This window comes from Kribbella sp. NPDC050241 (assembly GCF_044459685.1).
GTDB lineage: Bacteria > Actinomycetota > Actinomycetes > Propionibacteriales > Kribbellaceae > Kribbella.
This window is the reverse complement of record NZ_JBITJE010000001.1, coordinates 1293545-1315938: the sequence shown is the minus strand read 5'-3', so window position 1 is coordinate 1315938 and position 22394 is coordinate 1293545. Positions and strand designations below refer to the sequence as shown.

The 22394-nt window shown below is 68.9% G+C and carries 20 protein-coding genes; 6 read left to right on the top strand and 14 right to left on the bottom strand.

Features of this window, described 5'->3' with window-relative positions:
• Positions 1-29 precede the first annotated feature (29 nt).
• The 6 genes from ACIBG5_RS06215 to ACIBG5_RS06190 form a co-directional block, all read right to left on the bottom strand.
• A complete protein-coding gene (locus tag ACIBG5_RS06215; protein WP_396390416.1) occupies positions 30-1283 on the bottom strand; it encodes an enolase C-terminal domain-like protein in 1254 nt (417 codons plus the stop codon).
• Complete coding sequence (locus ACIBG5_RS06210; protein ID WP_396390415.1) at positions 1284-2159, bottom strand: NAD-dependent epimerase/dehydratase family protein; 876 nt, start codon at positions 2157-2159, stop codon at positions 1284-1286.
• Positions 2156-3037, bottom strand: coding sequence for a carbohydrate ABC transporter permease (locus tag ACIBG5_RS06205; RefSeq protein ID WP_396390414.1), 882 nt, complete (start codon positions 3035-3037; stop codon positions 2156-2158). The genes ACIBG5_RS06210 and ACIBG5_RS06205 overlap by 4 nt, the downstream gene beginning before the upstream one ends.
• Complete coding sequence (locus ACIBG5_RS06200) at positions 3034-3960, bottom strand: sugar ABC transporter permease (protein WP_360448836.1); 927 nt, start codon at positions 3958-3960, stop codon at positions 3034-3036. Before ACIBG5_RS06200 ends, ACIBG5_RS06205 begins: the two co-directional genes overlap by 4 nt.
• Before the next feature lie 4 nt (positions 3961-3964).
• On the bottom strand, positions 3965-5347 hold the full coding sequence (locus ACIBG5_RS06195; protein WP_396390413.1) for an ABC transporter substrate-binding protein: 1383 nt from the start codon (positions 5345-5347) through the stop codon (positions 3965-3967).
• 130 nt (positions 5348-5477) lie between these two features.
• Positions 5478-6254, bottom strand: a complete 777-nt coding sequence (locus ACIBG5_RS06190) for an alpha/beta fold hydrolase (protein ID WP_396390412.1) — start codon at positions 6252-6254, stop codon at positions 5478-5480.
• Positions 6255-6317: 63 nt separating this feature from the next.
• Between ACIBG5_RS06190 and ACIBG5_RS06185 the strand changes: the two genes are divergently transcribed.
• Both ACIBG5_RS06185 and ACIBG5_RS06180 read left to right on the top strand, forming a co-directional pair.
• On the top strand, positions 6318-6698 hold the full coding sequence (locus ACIBG5_RS06185; protein ID WP_396390411.1) for a VOC family protein: 381 nt from the start codon (positions 6318-6320) through the stop codon (positions 6696-6698).
• 37 nt (positions 6699-6735) lie between these two features.
• Positions 6736-7212, top strand: a complete 477-nt coding sequence (locus ACIBG5_RS06180; protein ID WP_396390410.1) for a GNAT family N-acetyltransferase — start codon at positions 6736-6738, stop codon at positions 7210-7212.
• Positions 7213-7582: 370 nt separating this feature from the next.
• On the opposite strand, the gene ACIBG5_RS06175 is transcribed toward ACIBG5_RS06180, so the two are convergent.
• Entirely contained in the window at positions 7583-8401 is an 819-nt protein-coding gene (locus tag ACIBG5_RS06175; RefSeq protein WP_396390409.1) for a sulfurtransferase, read from the bottom strand.
• Entirely contained in the window at positions 8398-9051 is a 654-nt protein-coding gene (locus tag ACIBG5_RS06170) for a thymidine kinase (protein ID WP_360448853.1), read from the bottom strand. Before ACIBG5_RS06170 ends, ACIBG5_RS06175 begins: the two co-directional genes overlap by 4 nt.
• A gap of 114 nt (positions 9052-9165) precedes the next feature.
• Here ACIBG5_RS06170 and ACIBG5_RS06165 point away from each other — a divergent pair, with 114 nt between their 5' ends.
• On the top strand, positions 9166-10809 hold the full coding sequence (locus ACIBG5_RS06165; protein ID WP_396390408.1) for a S8 family peptidase: 1644 nt from the start codon (positions 9166-9168) through the stop codon (positions 10807-10809).
• On the opposite strand, the gene ACIBG5_RS06160 is transcribed toward ACIBG5_RS06165, so the two are convergent.
• From ACIBG5_RS06160 to ACIBG5_RS06140, 5 genes are all read right to left on the bottom strand, one after another.
• On the bottom strand, positions 10806-11927 hold the full coding sequence (locus ACIBG5_RS06160) for an alkaline phosphatase family protein (RefSeq protein WP_396390407.1): 1122 nt from the start codon (positions 11925-11927) through the stop codon (positions 10806-10808). The two genes, ACIBG5_RS06165 and ACIBG5_RS06160, sit on opposite strands and share 4 nt — an antisense overlap.
• Before the next feature lie 4 nt (positions 11928-11931).
• Positions 11932-12540 carry a DUF5998 family protein gene (locus ACIBG5_RS06155; protein ID WP_360448860.1) on the bottom strand — a complete coding sequence of 203 codons (609 nt, stop codon included), beginning with the start codon at positions 12538-12540 and terminating at the stop codon, positions 11932-11934.
• Positions 12541-12597: 57 nt separating this feature from the next.
• On the bottom strand, positions 12598-14247 hold the full coding sequence (locus ACIBG5_RS06150; RefSeq protein WP_396390406.1) for an FtsX-like permease family protein: 1650 nt from the start codon (positions 14245-14247) through the stop codon (positions 12598-12600).
• The gene (locus tag ACIBG5_RS06145; RefSeq protein ID WP_396390405.1) at positions 14244-14954 is read right to left on the bottom strand and encodes an ABC transporter ATP-binding protein; all 711 of its coding nucleotides are present in this window, start codon (positions 14952-14954) and stop codon (positions 14244-14246) included. Before ACIBG5_RS06145 ends, ACIBG5_RS06150 begins: the two co-directional genes overlap by 4 nt.
• A gap of 108 nt (positions 14955-15062) precedes the next feature.
• A complete protein-coding gene (locus ACIBG5_RS06140) occupies positions 15063-16118 on the bottom strand; it encodes a P1 family peptidase (RefSeq protein WP_396390404.1) in 1056 nt (351 codons plus the stop codon).
• A 73-nt stretch (positions 16119-16191) separates the two neighbouring features.
• Here ACIBG5_RS06140 and ACIBG5_RS06135 point away from each other — a divergent pair, with 73 nt between their 5' ends.
• A complete protein-coding gene (locus ACIBG5_RS06135; protein ID WP_396390403.1) occupies positions 16192-16701 on the top strand; it encodes a DUF2087 domain-containing protein in 510 nt (169 codons plus the stop codon).
• Here ACIBG5_RS06135 and ACIBG5_RS06130 read toward each other — a convergent pair whose 3' ends face one another.
• A complete protein-coding gene (locus tag ACIBG5_RS06130) occupies positions 16702-19401 on the bottom strand; it encodes a GNAT family N-acetyltransferase (protein ID WP_396390402.1) in 2700 nt (899 codons plus the stop codon).
• Between the two features lie 43 nt (positions 19402-19444).
• Between ACIBG5_RS06130 and ACIBG5_RS06125 the strand changes: the two genes are divergently transcribed.
• Positions 19445-20488 (top strand): SLC13 family permease, encoded by a 1044-nt coding sequence (locus ACIBG5_RS06125; protein WP_396390401.1) that lies wholly within the window; start codon positions 19445-19447, stop codon positions 20486-20488.
• A gap of 183 nt (positions 20489-20671) precedes the next feature.
• Positions 20672-22393 carry an AMP-binding protein gene (locus ACIBG5_RS06120; RefSeq protein ID WP_396390400.1) on the top strand — a complete coding sequence of 574 codons (1722 nt, stop codon included), beginning with the start codon at positions 20672-20674 and terminating at the stop codon, positions 22391-22393.
• Position 22394 lies beyond the last annotated feature (1 nt).

The window sequence follows — 22394 nt, the reverse complement described above, 5'->3', positions numbered from 1 at the left end:
GCCGCGATCGTACTGCGCGTGAGCAGCTGTCACGGTGCTTCCAGCGCACCGTCGGGGCGCCGTACGCCGGCCGCCCACTCGTCGTGTCCGGACAGTTGCGCGGGATAACGTGCGGCCGCCTCCAGATCGATGTCGATCCCCCAGCCGGGCGCCTCGTTCGGCCGCAGCCAGCCGTCCTGGATCCGCAGCGCGCCGGGGAACACCTCGTGCGTCGCCTCGTTGTACAGGTGACCCTCTTGGATGCCGAAGGCAACAGAGCTGACGTCGAGGGCGACGTTCGCGGCGGCGCCGATCGGCGAGGTGTCGCCCGGGCCGTGCCACGCCGTACGGACACCACACAGCTCGGCCAGGTCGGCAAGCTTCCGAGCCGGCGTCAGACCGCCGATGTCGGAGACGTGCGAGCGGATGAAGTCCACACCCAGATCGCGGACCAGCCGGACCGCGTCACCCATCGACGTCGTCAGCTCACCGACTGCCAGCGGCACCGGAGAGGCGGCGCGGACCTCGGGCAGCCGGTCCCAGTGCTCGGGCGGCAGCACGTCCTCGAGGAAGAACAGACCGTACGGCTCGAGCGACCTCGCCAGCAGCACGGCCTCCTTCGGCGTCAGCCGCGAGTGGACGTCGTGCAGCAGTTCGATGTTGTCCGGCAGCGCCTGCCTCGCCTCGGCGAACAGCTCCGGAGTCGCGCGCAGGTAGTCCCGCGCCGACCAGCCGTTGTGGTACGGCGCATCCGGGTACAGCGTCGGCACCCGCGGAGCGCCGTACCCGCCGCCACCCGGCGTCGACATCTGCAGCCGGATGTGCCGCCAACCCTGAGCGACCAGCTTGTGCGCGTGCTCGAGCGTCTCGTCGATGGTGTGCCCACTGGCGTGGATATAGGTGTCGGCTGCCGCCCGCACCTTGCCGCCGAGCAGTTCGTAGACCGGCATCCCGGCGCGCTTCCCGGCGATGTCCCACAGGGCCTGGTCGACGCCGGAGATCGCGTTGTTCGTCACCGGACCGCCACGCCAGTAGCCGCTGAAGCCGGCCAGCCGGGTCAGGTCGCCGATGTCACCCGGATAGCGGCCGACGAGCAGCCGGGCCAGGTGCTCGTCGATGAACGTCTGCACCGCCTTCCACCGCTGGGTGAACGTCGCGCAGCCGAGGCCGTACAGGCCGGGCTCGGTGGTGTCGATCTTGACCACCACCAGCGGGATTCCTTGCGGTGCGGTGACGATCGCCTGGACCGCGCTGATCCGGACGTCGTCGCGTACGGGCCAGGGCTGGTCGAAGGTCGAGGGCATTCAGAGCTCCAAGGGAAGTGTCGGTAGGTCGAGTTCGTGCTGGGCCTGGAAGCCGAGCACGGTCCGCGCGGCAGTCAGGTCGATCGGCACCTCACGCCCGATGAACCGCCGCAGTCGCGGCACGTCCGTCGCGAAGGCGTCCAGCAGGGCTTCGGTCTCGTACGGCGCGTTCGTGGTGCCGGCGGCGACGAAGAACGTGTGCGCACCGGACAGTGGAGCCGTCAGCCCCAGTTCGATCGAGTACGCCGCGTCGCGGGTGTCCAGGTAGCTCCAGGCCTCCCGGAATCCGCCGGCCGGGTCCTCGCGGGCGCGGTCGGCCTGCCGCTGCAGCAGTTCGCCCGAGTTCACATGCGGGAACCGGAACGCGACCACGTCGATCCCCCACCGCCGCCACGCCATCCGCGCGGTGTTCTCGTCGTTCTGCTTCGACAGCGAGTAGGGATCGGCGACGTCGGTCGCCATCTTCTCGTCCCACGGGAAGTACGCCGGCTTGATGTCGTGCGGATTGAACGGCAGCCCGGTCGCGTTGATGCTGCTCGCGATCACCGCCCGCTTGATGCCCCGGGCACCGGCCTGGGCGAGCACGTTGAACGTCGACACCACGTTGACGCTGTACACGTCGTACGGCGTACCTGCCGACGGGTGAGCCAGCGCCGCGAGGTGCACGACCAGCTCTGCGTCCTCCAGCGCCTGGGCCACATCGGTCTCGGAGCGGGTGTCACCGACCAGAACCCGGTCGGCCTTCAGCTCCGGATGTTCGCCGTTCGACAGGGTGGTCACCACCGCGCCGAGCGCCGTCAGGTGCTCGACCGTGACCAACCCGATGCGGCCGGTGGCCCCCGTGACCGCCACCCGCCGGCCGTTGAGTGCATTCACTCCTTGATCCCTCCCGACATCCCCACACCTCTCAGGAACTGCTTCTGGAATACCAAGAACAGCACCACCGGGATCAGCACCGCCAGGAAGAGCGCGCTCATCTGCAGTGAGATCTCCGTGGTCTCGGCCACCCGGGGCAGCGCTACAGAGATCGGTTGCAGGCGCGGATCCGGCAGCACGAGCAGCGGCCACAGGTAATCCTTCCAGGAGCCGATCACGGTCAGCAGGGCGACCACCCCGACGATCGGTTTCGACAACGGCAGCACCAGCGAAGTGAACAGCCGCAGGTTGCTCGCTCCGTCGATCCGGGCCGCCTCGATCAGCTCGCGCGGGATCGCGTCGAAGTACCGCTTCATCACCAGGATGTTGAAGGCACCGGCCGCCTGCGGCAGCCAGACCGCCCAGAAGGTGTTCTGCAGGTTCACCCCGAGCAGGGGCATCTTGAGGATCGTCATGTAGAGCGGGACCAGCGAGATGACGCCGGGCAGGAACAGCGTGGCCAGCACCGCACCGGTGATGATCGGTCCCCACTTCGGCCGGAGCACGCTGAGCACGAAGGCACCCGTCGTACAGACGAAGAGGGTGGAGATCATCGAGCCGATCGCGATGATCGCGGTGTTGCCCAGGTACGAGCCGATCTGGACCCGGTTCCAGGCGTCCGGGATGTTCTGCCACTGGATCCCGGACGGCCACAGCTGCATCGGGCCGCGCAGGATGTCCTGGCTGGTGGACAGGCCGGACTTGAGCAGCCACAGCAGCGGGCCGATCCCGGCGATCACGACGCCGATGAACAGCAGCACCTGGATCGTGGGAAGGCCGTACTGGACCACCGACCGCTTCCGGTCCGCGGTCGAGATGATGCCGCGTTCGTGGCTCATGTGGTACTCCAGCGACGGGTCAGGAGGTGGTAGACGACCGACAGCACGCACAGCACCCCGGCCAGCAGCACGCTGAGCGCGGTCGCGGCACCGAAGTCGCCGTTGATGAAGGCGTACCGGTAGATCAGCAGCAGGATCGTGGTGGTCGCGTTGTTCGGGCCACCGCCGGTGAACAGGAACGGCTCGGTGAACACCTGGAACGTCCCGATCAGCTGCAGCAGCATCATGATCAGGATGATTCCGCGGATCTGCGGCAGGGTGACGTGCCAGACCCGCTTCCAGATCCCGGCCCCGTCCAGCTCGGCCGCCTCGTACAGTTCGGTCCGTACGCCGGTCAGTGCGGCCAGATAGATGATCGACGTGGCGCCGGCTCCGGCCCAGGTGGCCTCGAGCACGATCGCCGGCATCGCCAGGCTCTGCGAGTTCAGCCAGGCGAACGGCCCGAGCCCGAACCAGCCGAGGATGGAGTTGAAGACGCCCGCGCCGCTGGGGTCGTAGAAGAACTTCCACAACAGGATCGCCGCCACCGGCGGAACCACCGCCGGCAGGTAGGAGATCACGTTGTAGAGCCAGCCGGTCTTGCGCAGTTCGCTGATGAAGACGGCCAGGAACAACGGGACCGGGAAGCCGAAGATCAGCGCCAGCAGGCAGAAGTACAGCGTGTTGAGCGCCGCCTGCGGGAGCTGCGGGTCGGTCAGCACATAGCTGAAGTTGGCCATCCCGACCCACTCCGGCGCGGTGACCAGGTTGTTCTTCTGGAAGCTCAGCACCAGGCCGCGGACGATCGGGCCCCAGGAGAAGTACAGGAACGTCAGTACCAGGGGCACGGCGAAGATGACGCTGCTCAGTCCGCCGGAGCGGTACCAGGTGGCCAACGACCTGGCACTGCTCCGGTCGGACTTCGGCGTACGTTGACGGAGCATGTGACTACCGGGCCAGGCGCGCGTCGATCTTCGAAGCGGCGTCAGTCAGCAGTTTGTCGATGTCCGCGTCCTTCTTCGTCAGCACCTGCTGGACCACCGGGTCGAGCAGGGCGTAGACCTCCTGACCCTTGTTCGACGGCTCCGGCAGCAGCTTCAGCGACTTGGTCGAGTCGATGTAGCCCTGGAACTGGTTCACCGGGACGTTCACGTACGGCTCACGCCACTTGTTGAACTGGTCGTAGGTCTCCTGGCTCAGCGGCGAGATCCCCGGGCGGCCGACGAAACCCTTGTCCGCGATCGTGGTCTTGGCGTCCGCGACCGCGACCGACTCGGTCGTGTACTTGTCGAACTGCTCGAACTTGATCCACTTCAGCGCCGCGACGATCTCGTTCTTGGACGCCTTCGGGTTGATCATCTTCAGCGAGCCGCCGGTCAGTGTGCCGTGCGGGCCACCGTCCTGCGGGAGTGCGGCGTGACCGTAGTCGGCCGGCTTCATGCCGAAGTTCTTCACCGACATGTCGTAGGCGTCCGGCGCCTGCAGGACCATGCCGATCTTCCCGGCCGCGAAGTCCTGCCGGATCTCCTCCTGGTTGTAGAGGAAGTTGCTGCCCATCGAGTTGTCGGTCCAGCGCATGTCCTTCAGCAACTGCAGCGCCTTCTTGGTCGGCGCGTCGTTGAAGGTCGACTTCTTGCCGTCCTGGCTCTCGACCGTGCCGCCCATGCTGTAGGTCATCGTGGTCAGCATCCAGCCGCCGGTGTTGTCCTTGGTCAGCTGGGCGTAGCCGGCCTTGCCGGTCTTCTCGGTGATCTGCTTGGCGTACTGCCGGACCTCGTCCCACGACGTCGGCGGCTTGTCCGGGTCCAGGCCGGCCTGCGTGAACAGCGCCCGGTTGTAGGCCAGACCGACCGAGAAGACGTCGATCGGGACACCGTAGATCCGGCCCTTGTCGTCCTGGACGATCTTCAGCACGTTCGGGTTCAGGTCCTTGGTCAGGTCGACCAGCTTGAGCTCGTCGGTGATGTCCGGGAGCTGCTTGTTCGGAATCATGTTGGCCGGCTCGGTGAAGCTGATGTTCATCACCGTCGGCAGCGAGCCGCCCGCGACCTGCGCCTGGAAGGTCTGCGCGTCCCACTTCGTCTCGGTCGACTTCACCGTGATGTTCGGGTGGGCGGCGGTGAAGTCCTTGATCTTCTTCTCGAACGCCTTGATGTCGTTCGGCTTGTCGGGGGTCGGACGGTCCCCGATCGTGATGGTGACCGGCGCGTTCTCGTCGATCGCACCGGCCGCCGGGCCGGAGGACGGGGTCGTACCGTCGGCGCAGCCCGCCACCGCGAGCACCAGCCCCGCCACGCCCAGGCCGGCGCTCCACCTGCTCACTCTCGTCATCGGAACTCCTCGGGTTTCCGCATGCCGCCGATGTGCTCTGAGCCGCACACCGGCCAGGTCTCGAGTAAGTTAAACCAAGCGTGTTATTAATTCAATGCCTGCAAGCTACCGATTCCCGCAACGGTTTCGCTCAGCCGCCCAGATCGCCCATCGGCATGTACTTCGGCGACGGCGTGTCGCCGAGGAAGTCGAGCAGGAGGCCGTTCACCAGGGCGGGCTTCTCCAGCGGCAGAGCGTGCGAGGCGCCGGGAATGACGGCGAGTTGCGCGTCCGGGATCGCCCTCGCGACGGCGACGTTGTGCTCGATCCGGACGCAGTCGTCGTCGCCTTGCATGAGCAGGACCGGCATCGGCAGGTGCTGGACGCCGACGGGCTGGATGTCGGGGATCGAGCTCCACATCTCGGTCCCCTTGGCGAAGACGACGTCGAAGTGTTCGGGCCCGTCGGGCGACACCCGCTCGTAGTCCTCACGGGCGAACGACGCGAGTGACTCGAGGCCCTCGGGTGTCGTCATCAGGCGGTCGTTGGCGGGCGTTCCGCCGGCCCTGGTGAGCTCGGTGCCGATCATGACCAGTTTCCGGACCAGCTCCGGGCGGCTCAACGCCATGCGTACGGCGACCTTGCCGCCGTCGCTCCAGCCGATCACGTACGCCGACTCGAGTCCGAGCGCCGCCATGAACGCGATCATGTCCTCGGCGTAGCCGTCCATGGTCGCCGGTCCCTCGACATCCGGGCTCCGGCCGTGCCCGCGGCGGTCGGGGATGAACAGCTGATACCGCTCAGCAAGGGCCGGTGCCTGAGCCTTCCAGCTCTCCCCTGTCGTCGCACCACCGTGGATCAGGATCACCGGCTCACCGGTCCCCTGTGTCTCGTAGTAGATCCGGATTCCCCCCGCGTCGATCTCCATAATGTCGAACGTAGCAGCGGGCTTCCGACGTTCCCCGTGATACAGATTCGACGAGGAGGACCCATGACTGATGCGGTCGTGCACTTCGAGATCATCGGGACCGATCCGGTCCGGCTCCGGGAGTACTACGGCGAGTTGTTCGGCTGGGAGTACGAGGTCGGCGACACCGTGTCCGGGCAGGTTTCCGAGCCTGGCAACTACGGCTTCGTGGACGGCAGTACGACGGGCGCGCCCGGGCTGAACGGCGGTGTCGGAGGCGGGCCCGGTCTCCGGCCGAAGGCGCTGTTCTACGTCGGTGTGGACGATGTCGGGGCGGCGCTCGACCGGGCCGAGGCGCTGGGTGGCCGCCGGGTGTTCGGGCCTGACGGCGTACCGGGGAAGCTCGTGGTCGGGCAGTTCACCGATCCGGAGGGCAACCTCGTCGGGGTGGCCGGGCCGAAATAGCGTCGCGGCCGGTTCGCCGGTCGGCGAGGATGGCGGCATGATCCTCCGACCGGCGACGGCCGACGACTTCACGTTCCTGGCCGAGATGTTGCTGGAGGCATACAACTGGGACGGGGAGCCCTGGTTCACGCTGGACAAGCTCCGGGCCGAGGACAGTGCCTGGCGGTACGTCGCCGGCTGGCCACGGGCCACCGACTTCGGCGTCCTGGCCGAGGTCGACGGCGCCCTGGCCGGCACGACCTGGGCGCGCCAGTTGACGGCGGATCGTCCCGGGTATGGCTACATCGCCGACGACGTCCCCGAACTCACTCTCGGTGTCGCGCCGGGCTTCCGTCGCCAGGGCATCGCCCGCGCATTGCTCACGGAGCTCATCGCCATGGCCGGCAAAGCGTCGTACCAGCGGCTGGCGTTGAGTGTTGACCCAGGCAACCCGGCAGCCAGCCTCTACCGGTCGCTCGGGTTCCAGAAGGTCGCGGTCAACGGCACCTCGGACACGATGGTGCTCGACGTCTAGCCAAAGCCTCCGACGCGGAACTGCATGACTCGGTAGGGCCAGCCGGCGTCGGTCTTCCACTGGCTGACCGAGAGGTGCAGGTCGCTCAGGGTGGAGCCCGGGATGAGGTAGCCGCCGTACAACTGGGCGACGTGATTGTCGTCCTCCTGGCCCAGGCGCCGCGGCCCCAGGGCAATTCGGGGCGGTGTGGGAAATCGATTTCTGACTCACTGTCCCGAACGCGCCCAACGAAGTCAAGGGCTCGCTCGCCTGTCCACGTCCGCCACACCGCGGCTCGGACACCATCCGGGGACCTCGAACAAGTCACGACGTGTCCGAGGTCCCCACGACTTGTCCGAGGCTCCACGTCACACTCTGCCGGGGCCTGAGATCAGTCGTTGCCCTTGGCTGTGGGGCGGGTGGGGTCGGTGATCCATTCGGACCAGGAGCCGATGTACACCGTCGAAGGGATGCCGGCTACTTCGAGGGCCAGTGCTTCGTGGGCCGCGGTGACGCCGGAGCCGCAGTAGACGGCCACCTCGGAGGTGTTGTCGACGCCGAGGTCGGTGAAGCGGGCCTGGAGGTCAGCGGTCGGGAGGAAGTGACCGGTGGAGTCGACGTTGGCGGTGGTGGGGGCGTTCACCGCGCCGGGGATGTGGCCGGCGACCGGGTCCATCGGCTCCACCTCACCCGCGAAGCGTTCGGGAGCACGGGCGTCCAGGAGCACACCCGAGGCGGCGACCGCGGCGGCGCCGTCGGCGTCGAGCATCGGGATGTGTCCGGGCGTCGCTGTGAAGGTGCTGACGCTGTCAGCCGGGACGTCGGTTGTGACCTCTCCCCCAGCCGCCTCCCAAGCAGCCAGTCCCCCGTCAAGCACACGTACGTCGCGGACACCGAAGTACCGGAAGATCCACCAGGCCCGCGCGGCAGCCGTCGAGTTCGACGCGTCGTACACCACGACGGGCGTGTCCGCAGAGATCCCGGTACGCCGGAAGGTCGCCGTGACAGTCGTTGCTGCGGGCAACGGGTGGCGCCCGGGACCGAGTGGGCCGGACAGCTCGGTGTCCAGGTCGACGAAGTACGCGCCGGGGAGGTGGCCGGCGTCGTACGCCTCCTTGCCGGGCGGGCCGGCGAGATTCCACGTGGAGTCGATCAGCACCGGCCGCTCAGCCTGGGCGCGCAACTCATCGACAGTGATCAAGGGACTCATGACGCGGCTCCTCCGAACGGCAGGACTTCGGGTGACAGGGTGGCGCGGGCGCGCGCCTGGGTGAGCCGGCGCCGGTGGTGCCGGCGGCAGAGCACTTCGTACGAGACCTCGTGGTCGTGGGACACGATGTCGCCCACCACCAGCTGCTCGCCTTCCGTCACCATCTCTCCACCGATCGTACGGGCGTTGTGGGTGGCGCGTTCACCGCACCAGCACAGCGCCTCGACCTGCAGCACCTCCAGCCGGTCGGCGAGCTCGACCAACCGCGCCGATCCGGGGAACAGCGAGGCCCGGAAGTCGGTCAGGATGCCGAAGCAGAACACGTCGATCTGCAGTTCGTCGACCAGCCGGGCCAGCTGCTCGATCTGCAGCGAGCTGTAGAACTGCGCCTCGTCGCACACCGCGTAGTCGATCCGGCCGCCGTGCGTCAGTTCGCTGACGACGTAGTCCCAGAAGTCGAACTCGGGACGCACCTCGATCGCGTCGGCCGACAGCCCGAGCCGGGACGAGAGCACCGACTCGCCGGCCCGGTCGTGGCTGGTGAAGATCCGGCCGATCCGTCCGCGCGCCTTGTGGTTGTGATCCATCTGCAGCGCCAGCGTGGACTTTCCGCAGTCCATGGTCCCCGTGAAGTAGGTCAGCTCAGCCACGGGCGCTCATCCTGCCAAGTCAACGGTCCGGCTCGCACGCCGGGGTGTGTCGGTTCGGGGAACAATTCCGGGCGTCGGCTTGGGTTCTGTGCCTCCGGCCGGTTTGAATGGATCGTGCGCAAAGCTTTGATCCTCTTCCTCACGGCGTGTCTGACGGCCGTCACAGCCGGATTGCCGGCCGCCGCGACGCCGATACGGGCCGAGGCAGGGCTGCGTGCGTACTTCGTGATCACCGAGCCGCGGCAGACCGCCAAGGTCACCGGCGCGATCACCTCGAACGGCGGCACGGTCTATGCGACGTACGACGCCATCGGCGTGATCGTGGCGCACTCGACCTCCCCGGACTTCATCGGCAAGATGCGCAGCGTCAGCGGCGTACAGAAGGCCGGAGCGACCCGCACCTCGGACCTGCCGGGCGATGTCGGCAATCCGGCGATCCCGCCGGCCGTGACCGAGGTACCGACCAACGCGCCGGAGACCGACCGCGCTGACATGATGCAGATCGGTGCGGACCGCGCCTGGACGAAGACCCTCGGCGCGAAGACCGTCACGGTCGGCGTGCTCGACACCGGTGTGGACGACCAGCACCCGGACCTGAAGGCGAACTTCGACGCCACCAAGTCGGCCTCCTGCGCCTACGGCAAGGTCGACACGCGGCCCGGTGCCTGGCGCCCGGTCGGAGAACACGGCACCCACGTCGCCGGCACGATCGCCGCCGCGAAGAACGGCATCGGCATGATCGGCGTCGCGCCGGGCGTGAAGGTGTCGTCGATCCGGGTCGCCGAGGCCGGCAGTCAACTGTTCTTCCCCGAGGCCACCGTCTGCGCGTTCATGTTCGCCGCCGACAAGGGCGTTTCGGTGACGAACAACAGCTACTACACCGACCCCTGGCTGTTCCTGTGCCCGAACGATCCGGACCAGGACGCGATCGCCGAGGGCGTACGACGGGCTGTCGCGTACTCGGACACCAAAGGCGTGGTGAACGTCACCGCAGCCGGCAACGAGGACTACAACCTGGCCGACAAGTCCGGTGACGACGCGAGCCCGAACGACTCCGAGCCGGCCCCGCGCCAGGTGACGACCGATTGCCTGAACCTTCCGGGCGAGCTGCCGAACATGGTGACGGTGGCCTCCGTCGACGCCACCGGCGTCAAGTCCCGGTTCTCCAACTTCGGTGAGAACAAGATCAACCTCGCCGCCCCCGGCGAGAACGTGTACTCCACCATCCCGGGCGGCGGCTACCAGCAGATCAGCGGTACGTCGATGGCATCGCCACACGTCGCGGGTGTCGCCGCGCTGCTGCGCAGTGTCGATCCCAAGCTGACGGCCGCGCAGGTGCGAGGGAAGCTGGCCGAGCAGGCGAACGACCTGGCCTGCCCGGCGGGCTCGGCCGGTGAGTGCATCGGCACCCAGGCGAACAACTCCTACTACGGCGAGGGCATAGTCGACGCGGCCGAGGCCGTCGGGGAGGCCGCCGCGCAGCCGCAGGGCGCGATCGCGATCACCGAACCGTCGGAGCAGCTCGGGTTCGGCGGTGTGCCGGCCGTTCCGCTGCTGATGAAGGGTACGGGCGGCACCGGCGACATCAGCTACACCGCCCACGGTCTGCCGCCGGGCCTGAGCATCGACCCCGAGCGCGGCTGGATCACCGGCGTCCTGACGCCCGGAGCCGGGCGCTACAAGGTGACCGTGGTCGCCCGTGACGGCGAGGCGAAGACCGCGCAGACCAGCTTCTTCTGGGACGTCTGGAGCTTCTAGCCGGCGTCGACGAGCAGCGGGATCGCCATCTCGTCCTCGGTCAGCGAGCCGTGCAGGCCGATCAGCCCGGCCTCGTGCGGATAGCGCCGGCTCGCGACCAGCGAGATCTGACCCAGGGCGGCGACGATCACGTCACCCAGGCGCGGTGACACGCGGTCTTCCACGCTGCCGAACCACCCACGCGCGACCGCCTCCGCACGGCTGAGCACAATCGCGTCGTCCCCCAGCCGCTCCCGGTACGCCGCCAGTACGTCGGCCTCGGCGCCGTCGAAGCAGTACAGATGACGAAAGCGCGACTCGCCACCGATCAGGCGCAGGCCATCGGTGAGCGCGGGCTCGGCATCCAGGTCGACGCGGTCCTCCGGCGCGACGTCCATCATGCCGTGATCGGCGACGACGACAAGTACGGCGTCCCGCGGCAAGGCGGACCGGACCTGCTGGGCGAACAGGTCCGCGGCTCCCAGTTCCTTGCGCCACTGCCACGACTCCGAGCCCTGGTTGTGACCCGTGTAGTCCAGCTGCGAGTCGTACACATAGACCAGTGACGAGCTGCCCTCCCGGCTCGCGAACCGGGTCGCGTCCAGCCGGTCCTCGACGGTGTCCGCGCCCCGGTGCGCACTCCCCCGGAACGCTGCCGCCGTCAGCCCGGACGTGTCGAAGCGCGCCTTGCTCACGTTGCGCGTGGCGACTCCGGCGGCCGCGATCCGGTCGAAGACCGTGCCGTGCGGCTGCCACCGCCGCGGGTCCACCGGCGCATCCCACGAGAGCGCATTCAGCAAGGCACCGGACTCGGGCACGATCGACGTGTAGCCGACGATCCCGTGTGCACCCGGTGGCAGCCCGGTCCCGAGGCTGGTCAGGCTCACCGCAGTCGTCGACGGCACACCAGCCGTCAGACTGCGCCCAGTCGGCAGCAACGACGACAGGTACGGCGCCGCGTCCGCGTTCCGGCGCAGCAGATTCCACCCCAGTCCGTCGAGCAGCAGTACGGCGTACCGCGAGGCAGGCGGCAGGCCGAGCAGGTTGTGCTCGTTGGGGACCGACAGCGCACCTGCCACCGAGGGCAGTACGTCGGCAAGCGAGCCACCGCCGTACTGCGGGGCCACGGGCGCGATCATGGCACTACCGACTGGTGGCGAACGACAGTGCTTGGGCGAAGTCGAGCACTTGCTGGATGCCCGCCGGGCCGTCCGCGGCGGCACTGATCCGCAGCGAGATGTCGTCGGCGGCAACCGAGCCGGTGTAGCCGTGGTCGGCCTCGCAGTTCGGGTCGGCGCAGACGGCCGGCTCGAGGTCGATCCGGTTCACCATGCCCCACCCGATGGTCAGCACCACCTCGCCGCCGCCAGAGGCCGGGTCGCCCTTGCCCGAGGCGTAGCCGGCTGGATTCGGAACCACCCGGTTCACGACCACCGCGTTCACCCGCGGCAGCGGGATGGCCTCGGTCGACGTCGACGCGTAGGGCGCCCGGATCAGCTCGTCGGCGGCATGCTCGTCGGTGTGCCCGACGATCAGCCGGGACGGGGTCAGCGCCAGGATCGTGATGTGCCGCCGGACTTCGTCCCGATCGAACGTCGGCTCGTGCTGCAGCACGAACGCACGGATCGGCTCGCCCGCGATCGCCACCGCGAGCGAGTCCGTCACCACGTCCGGGTAGTAGCCACAGCGGTCGATCGCCTCGCGCAGGTCCGCCGAGACATCCGCGAGCTCCGGAACATTCAGGTCACGCATGCCCTCATCCTTGCACGGACACGCCACGGCCCGATCGCCCCTTGTGGACAACCGCGATCAGTTCGCACTTGCCTTCCGCAGGACCGGTGCCCCGGCGGTTCCGGCGACCGCGACCAGGACGAGCCCGACCACGACCTGCCCGATCAGCAGGACGAGGCCCGAGCTGCCCTCGGTGATGACCTTGCCGCCGCTGAGCGCCAGTCCGCACAGTGCACCGAAGCCGACCACCGGCAGCCCGACTCCGATCACGGGTATGAGGGCTGCCAACCGCGATGACCGCTCGATGACTCGCAGCGGCACTCCGGACCGGCGCAGCGCGCGTGCCGGGGTCGCATGGTCGAGCGCCGTACCGACCGCACCAGCCGCTGTCGAGGCCGCCACAGTCAGAAACACCAGCGCCAGCAGGAGCGCTACGCCGATCCGCATGTCCTGGAAGGACGGGTCGTCGTCCCCGGACGGCATGAACACCGAGATGAAGCCGGTGACGAAGCCGCTCAGCACGAGCGCAGCCACCGGGCGGAACGCTCCCTTCGGGTCGTCCACGAGCCGTCGGCCGGCCAGTAGCGCCACCGGGCCGTTGGCGAGGTTCGCCAACGTCTTGCCGATCAACTGCACCGCCCACGGCCCCATCACTCGTACGGCGAGCGCGGCGAACCCGATCCCGATCAGCAGCGGTACGACGGCCGCCCGCATGCCGTAGGCAGCCAGGATGATCGGACCGATGGCCAGCAGCCCCAGCCGCAGTGCACTGGTCGCCTTACGCGTCTGACCGCGTACGACGCCCAGCGGCGTGATGCTGACCCGGCCGAGACCGATCAGGGCGCTGATGACCGACAGGACAGGTACGGCGGCCAGCACGATCAGCACGTTCCACCAGCTCGCGGTGATGTCGTGCACGAACCAGCGCCCGCCACCGAGCGGAATGCGCGCGATGAGCGGAGTCAGCACGGTGTAGCCGACCAGACCGACGACAGCACCGGCCAGACCGAGCACGGCCTGCTCGACAGCGCTCAGCCAGAGCACCTGAGTCCTGGTGGCTCCGGCCAGGCGCAGTGCGGCCAGCCGGTGCTCTCGGCGCTTGGCTGCGACGCCGGCTGCCTGGCCGACCAGGCTGAGGATCGGGAACAGCACCAGAACGATGCCGAACGCCACGGCGATCAGCAGTCCGACCATCCGGCTGTCCATCACGTCGTCGTTCCAGCTGCTCACGTACTGCGGGTGCTCGTCCGGACTGATCGAGTCGACGCCACGGATGACGATGAACTCCTCCGGCGAGGACAAACCCTTGTCGCTGATCACTCCGGTCGGCTGCGCGACGCCGTACTGCTTGCTGAGGCTGGACCAGTGCTTGGCGACCTCGGGCGAGACGAAGACCTGGCCCGGCTTGGGCGTGTGGTCGAGGCCTGGAGGCGGCGGGAGTTCGTTCTGGTGCAGCGTGGCGAGGTCGAGGCGGATCGTCGGGTGGCCATCGATCCTCTCGCGGTCGGTCTGGTCGATGGCGCCGATCGCGGTCGCCGGGTCCGCGTGGTCCGCGCTCCGCCAGCCGATCCGGTCGGAGCGGTGGGCCAGACCGAGCGAGCCGGCGATCAGGAAGGTGACCAGCAGCGCGACGACGGCGGTCGCACCGAGCGCCGCGAGGTTGGCTGCCCGTCCGCCGGGACCTGGTCGGCGGACGAACCGCAGGCCGAGATCGGTCATCGGGTTCATCGGTTCGCCCCCAGCGACTCGCTCACCCGGCCGTCGACGATCCGCAGGACGCGGTGGCAGCGGGCGGCCACGGCGTTGTCGTGCGTGACGACGACCACCGCGGCACCGCGATAGGTGGCGGCGCCGACCAGCAGGTCGATGACCTGCGCGCCGGTCGCCGCGTCCAGCGCGCCGGTGGGCTCGTCGGCGAACACCGCCTGCGGCTCGCCGACCAGCGCCCGTGCGATGGCGACCCGCTGCGCCTGACCGCCGGAGAGTTCACCCGGACGGCGGCCGACCTCCGCGGCCAGACCGACCTGGGCGAGCATCATCCGCGCCCGGCCGACGGCGTCGCGCCGGCTCATGCCGTCCACCATCAGCGGCAGTGCCACGTTCTCGTCGGCGGGCAGCTCAGCAAGCAACTGGTTGTCCTGGAAGACGAACCCGAGCCGACGGCGGCGGAGCACGGTCCGTGCGGCGTCGTTCAGCTGGTCGACCCGTTCGCCGCCCAGCCACACCTCGCCCTGATCGGGCGTGAGGATGCCGGCCAGCACGTGCAGCAGTGTGGTCTTGCCGTTGCCGCTGGGGCCCATGACGGCGAGGGCTTCGCCGGATCGTACGGCGACGTCCACGCCGGCCAGCCCGACGACCTCTCCGTAGTACTTGACCAGGCCATGGCCGCTGAGGACGATCTGCGGCTGCGTGGGTTGGGGACTCTGGAAGCTCATACCCCAGAGCCTGTCGCGGACGGCGGCGGAGTTCGTCGGCCCGCGGACCGGTCTTGCCGTCGCCTTCAGGCGTCCTTCGTCAGCCCGGCGTAGTACTGGAGTCGTACGTCACTCGGTCCGGAAGGCTGACGGGTAGGCGTCGCGGTAGCTGGGGATGGCGCCGGCCGACGTCTCGACGGTCTGGGCGTTGAGCATCGCGTGCACGATCGCACGAGACAGCGTGCGGGACCCGGCCGCGAACACCGTTTCCAGCTGCCCGAGTGCGGTTGGATCGGTGACGCTCAACCGCGGCCGGTCGTCGTCAGGTAGGCGGGTCGACAGGGCGAAGATGCTGTCGCCGTCGACCAGCGTATGGATCGGGTCGAGCGCCCGAGCCAATCCGTCGTGCGCCACCATCGCCATCCGCTTCGCCGCCGCCTTCTCGAGCGGTACGTCGGTCGCCACGATAGCGATCACCGTGTTCATGGGCGGGCCGGGGATCAGGTTGCGGCCGGGTGCGGCCGGCGGTGGTGCCTCGGTCGGCGTCCGCAGGTGGATGAACTCGTCGCCGATGCCGTAGCGAGCGCCGTACAGGTTGCCGTCGCCGTCGACCGTCGAGCCGGCCGCGTTCACGATCACCAGTGCACCGACAATCGAGCCGTCGTCGAGCCGGACGCTGGCCGAGCCGACGCCACCCTTCAACGACCTGGCTCGTGCGCCCGCGCCGGCGCCGTGGTTGCCCAGGGCAACCGGTCCGTCGGTGGCGGCGGCGATCGCGTCAGCGCCCCAGGACGGTTCGGGCCGGGCCCGGAAGTCGCCACCGCGACCGAGATCGAAGATCACCGCGGTCGGGACGATCGGGACCACCTCGTTGTCGCCCAGCCCGACCCGCACTCCCTCGCCGCGTTCCTCCAGCCAGCGCATCACGCTGCCGGCCGTGTCGAGACCGTAGGCGCTGCCGCCGGTCAGGACGATCGCGTTCACACCGGCGTTCGAGTTCACCGGGTCGAGCAGGTCTGTCTCGCGCGTGCCGGGTGCGCCACCGCGGACGTCGACACCGGCCACCGCCGTACCGGGCACGTGGACGACTGTCGTACCGGTCAGGTACGGCGCGTCGACGCGCTCGACCTGGCCGACGAGAACTCCAGGGACATCGGTGATCGCATTGTGCGGACCAGGCTGCATGACCCAGATCCTGTCACGGTGCCGGTCGACACGGCGGCGAAATCGGGTTGCGGCCGACATTAGCGTGGAAGGCATGAACGCCGACCAGCTCTGTGGACTCCTGGCCGAACCGTCGAGGCTGCGGACGTACTCCGCCGTCGTCCTCGGCGCCACCACCGCGGATGAGGTTGCCGGGAGCACCGGACTGGCCCAGCCTGTCGTCGTCAAAGCCCTGCAGCGGTTGTTCAAGGGCGGTCTGGTGACGGCCGACGGTGATCGTCTGCAGGCAGACGAGTCGGCCTTCAAGGACGCGGTCCGCGAGAGCCGTCCGGAATGGGTGCCGCTCGATCCCGATCCGGAGCGGGACGCCGTACTGAGGTCCTTCATCCGCGACGGCCGGCTGACCCACTTCCCGACCTTCCCGGAGAAGTTCCGGATCGTGCTGGAGCATCTGGTGACGAGCTTCGAACCCGGCCGCAGCTACCCGGAGTCCGAGGTCAACGAGATCCTGAACCACTGGCACCCGGACCACGCCGCGCTTCGACGCGAACTGGTCGATGCGCGCCTGCTCAGCCGCACCGACAGCATCTACGCGCGGACCTGATCAGGTCAGGCGGCGGGCCGGGGCGTCCTGGCGGGGCTTCTCGTTCGGGGCGATGCGGATCGTGGTGTCCAGGACCGTGGCGCCCTCGGCCGCGGCCAGGACCGACCGCAGGTCCAGGCGCACGACCTCCTCCAGGTCGAGGGTCAGCCGGGACACCCGGTGCAGGAGGCTCTCGATCGCGGCGATGTCGACCGGATCGGAGCCGCGGTAGCCGTACAGCAGCGGCGCCGCGCGAACCTCGCGGACCATCTCCGCGGCGTCCCGCGTCGTCAGCGGCGGCATCCGGTACGAGCGGTCGCCGAGCAGGTCGGTCGCGACCCCGGACAGGCCGAACGTCACAACCGGTCCGAACGACACGTCCTCGAGCGCGGAGATGACCACGGGTACGCCGGGCGGCGCCATCTTCTGTACGACGAACTGGGCCCGGGCCGGATCGGCCGCGACCCCGAACATCTGCGTCATCTCCGCCCAGGCCGCGCGCATATCGTCCTCGTCGTGGATGTGCCGCCAGATGTCGGCCAGATCCGGCCGCATCCGCCACTGCTCCGCGGTCGCTTTGAGGATCACCTCGAACCCGAGATCCGCCGCGCGCGCCACGGCCTCGTCCGCGCTCAGCACCGGGAACGCCGGCAGCACGTTGATCCCGTAGAAACTGAGCAGCCGCTGCCGGTCCGCATCGTCCAGGTCGGCGCCACTCGGATGCCGCTGCAGGAACTCGGCGACGAAGTCCTCGGCCCCAGGAGTGTCCACGTCCGCCAGGTCCGGGATCCGGCTGTCCGATCGCCGCCGCCATTCGCCGTACTGCGTTGCCTTCGCCAGGGCACCCACGGCGTACTGCGGATTGAGGAACGACGGGATCGAGCCGCGGGCCGCACCGCCGTGGTCGTCCGGGACGCGGAGCTCCTCGGGCACGCTGCGCGAGGCGAGGAACGTGGAGACGACGGGCTTGTCCGACCCGGCCGCGGCAGCCGCGAGAACCTGAGCGACCGCGGCGCCGTTCGACTGCACCGGCGGGGTGTAGATCACCACGACGGAGTCCACCCGCTCGTCCTCGAACACCTCCGACAGCGCCAGTCCGAAGTCCTCGGCCGTCGCGTCCGCGCTGAGGTTGTACGGCTCCCCTGCCACGTCCAGGCCACAGCCCGCCATTGTGTCGAGCGCGAGCAGAGTCAGGGCGTCGGAATTGCTGACGATCGCGACCCGGCGGCCCTTCGGCAACGGCTGGTGGGCCAGCAGTTGGGCGACGTCGAACAACTCGCCGGTGGTGTCGACGCCGATCAGCCCGCTCTGCCGGAACAGCGATTCGATGGTGGCGGCAGGCAACTGACTGCGCCGGACCATCTGGCCCAGCGGCACTCCTTGGGTGGCGCGACCGGACTTCAGCGCGATCACCGGCTTGCGGCGGGCGAGCCGGCGCGCGACCCGGCTGAACTTGCGCGGGTTGCCCAGCGACTCCAGGTACAGCAGCACGACCTCGGTCGCCTCGTCGGAGTACCAGAACTGCATGAGGTCGTTGCCCGACACATCGGCCCGGTTGCCGGCCGAGACGAAGGTCGACAACCCCAGGCCACGGCCGACCATGTCGGCCAGGATCGGCACGCCGAGCGCACCCGACTGGCAGAAGAACGCGACCCGGCCCTTGCTCGGCATCAACGGTGACAACGTCGCGTTCAGCGACACCCCGGGCGCGGTGTTGATCAGACCGAGCGCGTTCGGCCCGATCACCCGCATCCCGTAGGACCGGGCCAGACCGACCAGGTATCGCTGGAGCTTCCGGCCTTCGGCACCGATCTCGGCGAACCCGCTCGACACCACGACCAGCCCGCGCACACCCTTCGCGGCGCAGTCCAGGACGACGTCCGCCACCAACTCGGCGCGTACGGCGACCACCGCGAGGTCGACCGTGTCGTCCACGTCCCGGATCGTCGGGTACGCCGGAACGCCCTCGATCTCGGTGGCCTTCGTGTCGGTGTTGACGGCGTACAGGCGGCCGGGGAATCCGCCGTCGCGCAGATTGCGTAGCAGCGCGTTCCCGATCGTGCCTTCGCGCCGGCTCGCTCCGATCACCGCGACCGCGTTGGGCGTCAGGAGCCGCGCGATCGACAAGGCCTCGGAGCGCTGTTCCCGGGCCTGCATCACGCCGAACGAGGTGTCGGTCGGCGCGATGTCGAACTCGACCACGATCACGCCGTCCTCGAACTCCCGGGCCACCTTGTAACCGGCCTCGGCGAAGACGGTGATCATCTTCCGATTGTCCGGCAGCACCTCGGCGACGAACCGGTGGATGCCGTTCTCCCGGGCCGCCTGGGCCAGATGCTCGAGGAACAACTGCCCGAGGCCGCGGCCCTGGTGGGCGTCCTCGATCAGGAAGGCGACCTCCGCGGTCTGCCGGCCGGTCCGCTCGTACCGTCCGACGCCGATCATCTCGCTACCGACGGTGACGATCAGTGCCAGCCGGTCGTGGTAGTCGACCTGCGTGAATCGCGCCACATCCCGGTCCGACAGCTGGGGGTACGGGGCGAAGAAGCGGTAATACTTCGATTGTTCGGATACGCGGGCGTAGAACGCCACCAGCAGATCAGCGTCACCCGGAGTGATCGGCCGCAGATGCGCGGTAGCGCCATCCCGGAGTACGACGTCCGCCTCGTAGCCGTCCGGGTATCCGGCCGGGTGGTGGAGGTCCTGCTCCGGCGGGGTCACCCGGCCCAGCCTACTCAACCAGCCCGGTGGGAGGTCGTGCATTTTGATCGCGCGAATCGCGCCTGTGCTGGTGTTCCTGAGCGCGGTGACCGTGATCGCCGAGCTGGCCGACGAGGCCAAGGTGTTCGACGTCGCCGCCCGGGAGGCGGCCCACCTGGCTCGGGGCAAGGTCTGGCGGTTGTGGCTGCTCGTCGTGGCGCTCGCCACCGGGCTGACGATCGTGCTGTCCCTCGATACGTGTGCGGTCCTGCTTACCCCGGTCGTGCTCGCGATGGCCCGGCAGCTGGACGTCCCGCCGAAGTTGTTCGCGTTCACCACCGTCTGGCTGGCCGGGACCGCCTCGTTGTTACTCCCGGTGTCGAACCTGACCAACCTGCTCGCGCTCCATCAGTTCCGCAAGCTCGACGTCGAGTACCTCTCGGTGAGCTGGCGGCCGGCGATCGCCGCGATCGTGATCACGGTCGCCGTGCTCGCGGTCCTGTTCCACCGGGACCTCGGCCGGAAGTACGTCGTACCGCCGACTCCTCAGGTGGACGACAAGGTGCTGTTCTGGGGTGCGGCCGGCGTGTGCGTGCTGCTCGGACCGGCGTTCGTGTCCGGGATCGAGGTGGCAGTGCCCGCGAGTATCGGAGCGGTGGTGCTCGTCGTGCTGTTCGCGGTACGGCGGCGGTCGACGCTCAGGTGGTCGCTGATCCCGGCGAAGCTTGTGATCACCGTGGTGGTGTTGTTCACCGTCGTCGGATTCCTCACCGACCACGGGCTGGAGGGCTTGCTGAACCGGGTCGCCGGGACCACGTCCGAGCTCCGGCTGAGCGCGACCGCGGCCCTCGGGGCGAACCTGGTCGACAACCTCCCGGCGTACCTGGCGATGGAGCCGGTCGCGTCGAACGACGCCCACCGGATGATGGCGCTGCTCATCGGCGTCAACTGCGGCTGCCTCCTCACTCTCTGGGGGTCCCTGGCCACTCTGCTGTGGCGAGCCCGCTGCGACGCCGCCCGCGTCGACATCACCTGGTGGTCGTTCCTGTGGCGCGGCCTCATCCTCACCCCACTCGTCGTCACCGGCGCGGTACTGGCGCTCGGCTGACCCACGAGACCGCGCGATGAGCCCCATTTGGTGGGCTGACCCATCAGACAGTGGGTTGGCCAGCGGCAGGCGGGTAGCCAACCCACCATCTCGTGGGTCAACCCACGAGATGGTGCCGCGGCACCCCCGACCGGCGGAGTGGCACGGTTTACCGAGCGGTAGTGGTTGGGCAATAGTGCGGTCATGAGCCCAGCGGACAGCGGTGAGCAGAGCACGGCGGACGTGACGCGGGAGTTCCGGGCGGCGCGGGACTTCCTGGTGGCGCATCGGGAGGACTACGAGACGGCGTACCGGGACTTCAGCTGGCCGCGGTTCGAGCGGTTCAACTGGGCCCGGGACTGGTTCGACGCGCTGGCGGTCGAGCAGCCCGAGGTGGCCGCGCTGACCATCGTCGAGGAGGACGGTGAGGTCAACTCACGGACGTACGCCGAGATGGCCGAGCAGTCCCGCAAGGTCGCCGGCTGGCTCACCGAAGCCGGTCTGAGGCCAGGCGATCGGGTGCTGATCGTGCTCGGCAACACCGTCCCGCTCTGGGAGACCATGCTCGGCTGCATCCGGGCCGGCGCTGTCATGATCCCCGCCACCACGCTGCTCACCGACGCCGATCTAGCGGACCGGATCACCCGCGGCAGTGTTCGTGCAGTCGTCACCAGCAGCGCGGAGGCCGGCCGGTACGCCGGTATCGCCGACGACTGCATCCGCGTCGCCGTCGGCGCACCGGTCGAGGGCTGGCTGCAGTACGACGACGCGGCGACGTACGACGGACCGGTCCCCGAAGTCGACACCGCGGCCGACGACTCGCTGCTGCTCTACTTCACCTCGGGTACGACGAGCCAGCCGAAGCTGGTCGAGCACACACAGGTCAGCTACCCGGTCGGTCACCTGTCGACGATGTACTGGATCGGTCTCCAGCCCGGCGACGTCCACCTCAACGTCTCCTCCCCCGGCTGGGCGAAGCACTCCTGGAGCAACGTCTTCGCGCCCTGGAACGCCGGCGCGACCGTGTTCCTGTACAACTACACCCGCTTCGACGCCGAGAAGATGCTGCGGGTCCTGCAGACGTACGGCGTGACCACGTTCTGCGCGCCGCCGACGGTGTGGCGGATGCTGATCCAGGCCGACCTGTCCGCGGTGAAGGTGCAGATCCGCGAGTGCATCTCGGCGGGCGAGCCGCTCAACCCCGAGGTGATCGAGCAGGTCCGTACCGCCTGGGACATCACCATCCGGGACGGGTACGGCCAGACCGAGACAACCGCCCAGATCGGCAACCCGCCCGGCCAGCCGGTCAAGCTCGGTTCGATGGGCCGCCCGCTGCCCGGCTACAGCATCGCGCTGATCGACCCGTCCACCGACGAGATCGGCGACGACGGCGAGATCTCCATCGAGCTGGCCCCGGCGCCGGTCCCGTTGATGCGCGGCTACCGCGACGCCCGGGAGCTGACCGACGAGGTGATGCGCGGCGGTTACTACCACACCGGCGACGTCGCGAGCCGGGACGAGGACGGCTACATCACGTACGTCGGGCGCTCCGACGACGTGTTCAAAGCCAGTGACTACCGGATCTCGCCGTTCGAGCTGGAGTCCGTGCTGATCGAGCATCCGGCCGTGGCCGAGGCGGCCGTCGTACCGTCGCCGGATCCGGTCCGGCTCGCGGTGCCCAAGGCGTACGTCGTACTGGCCGCCGGGCACCAGCCGTCGCGGGAGCTGGCCGGCGAGATCCTGCGGTTCTGCCGCGAGCACCTGGCGCCGTACAAGCGGATCCGGCGGATCGAGTTCGCCGAGCTGCCGAAGACGATCTCGGGCAAGATCCGGCGGGTCGAGCTGCGCGCGGACGAGGCGTCGAAGGTGGAGAGCGGGTCCGGCGGCGAGCACACGTACGACGAGGCCGACTTCAAGCAAGGGTGAG

Bases quoted from the DNA above. Each gene is read 5' to 3' on its own strand.
- ACIBG5_RS06205 (WP_396390414.1), bottom strand. From the start codon at position 3,037: ATGAGCCACGAACGCGGCATCATCTCGACCGCGGACCGGAAGCGGTCG.
- ACIBG5_RS06120 (WP_396390400.1), top strand. From the start codon at position 20,672: ATGAGCCCAGCGGACAGCGGTGAGCAGAGCACGGCGGACGTGACGCGG.
- ACIBG5_RS06195 (WP_396390413.1), bottom strand. From the start codon at position 5,347: ATGACGAGAGTGAGCAGGTGGAGCGCCGGCCTGGGCGTGGCGGGGCTG.
- ACIBG5_RS06145 (WP_396390405.1), bottom strand. From the start codon at position 14,954: ATGAGCTTCCAGAGTCCCCAACCCACGCAGCCGCAGATCGTCCTCAGC.
- ACIBG5_RS06140 (WP_396390404.1), bottom strand. From the start codon at position 16,118: ATGCAGCCTGGTCCGCACAATGCGATCACCGATGTCCCTGGAGTTCTC.
- ACIBG5_RS06180 (WP_396390410.1), top strand. From the start codon at position 6,736: ATGATCCTCCGACCGGCGACGGCCGACGACTTCACGTTCCTGGCCGAG.
- ACIBG5_RS06175 (WP_396390409.1), bottom strand. From the start codon at position 8,401: ATGAGTCCCTTGATCACTGTCGATGAGTTGCGCGCCCAGGCTGAGCGG.
- ACIBG5_RS06190 (WP_396390412.1), bottom strand. From the start codon at position 6,254: ATGGAGATCGACGCGGGGGGAATCCGGATCTACTACGAGACACAGGGG.
- ACIBG5_RS06215 (WP_396390416.1), bottom strand. From the start codon at position 1,283: ATGCCCTCGACCTTCGACCAGCCCTGGCCCGTACGCGACGACGTCCGG.
- ACIBG5_RS06160 (WP_396390407.1), bottom strand. From the start codon at position 11,927: ATGATCGCGCCCGTGGCCCCGCAGTACGGCGGTGGCTCGCTTGCCGAC.
- ACIBG5_RS06200 (WP_360448836.1), bottom strand. From the start codon at position 3,960: ATGCTCCGTCAACGTACGCCGAAGTCCGACCGGAGCAGTGCCAGGTCG.
- ACIBG5_RS06150 (WP_396390406.1), bottom strand. From the start codon at position 14,247: ATGAACCCGATGACCGATCTCGGCCTGCGGTTCGTCCGCCGACCAGGT.
- ACIBG5_RS06185 (WP_396390411.1), top strand. From the start codon at position 6,318: ATGACTGATGCGGTCGTGCACTTCGAGATCATCGGGACCGATCCGGTC.
- ACIBG5_RS06155 (WP_360448860.1), bottom strand. From the start codon at position 12,540: ATGCGTGACCTGAATGTTCCGGAGCTCGCGGATGTCTCGGCGGACCTG.
- ACIBG5_RS06135 (WP_396390403.1), top strand. From the start codon at position 16,192: ATGAACGCCGACCAGCTCTGTGGACTCCTGGCCGAACCGTCGAGGCTG.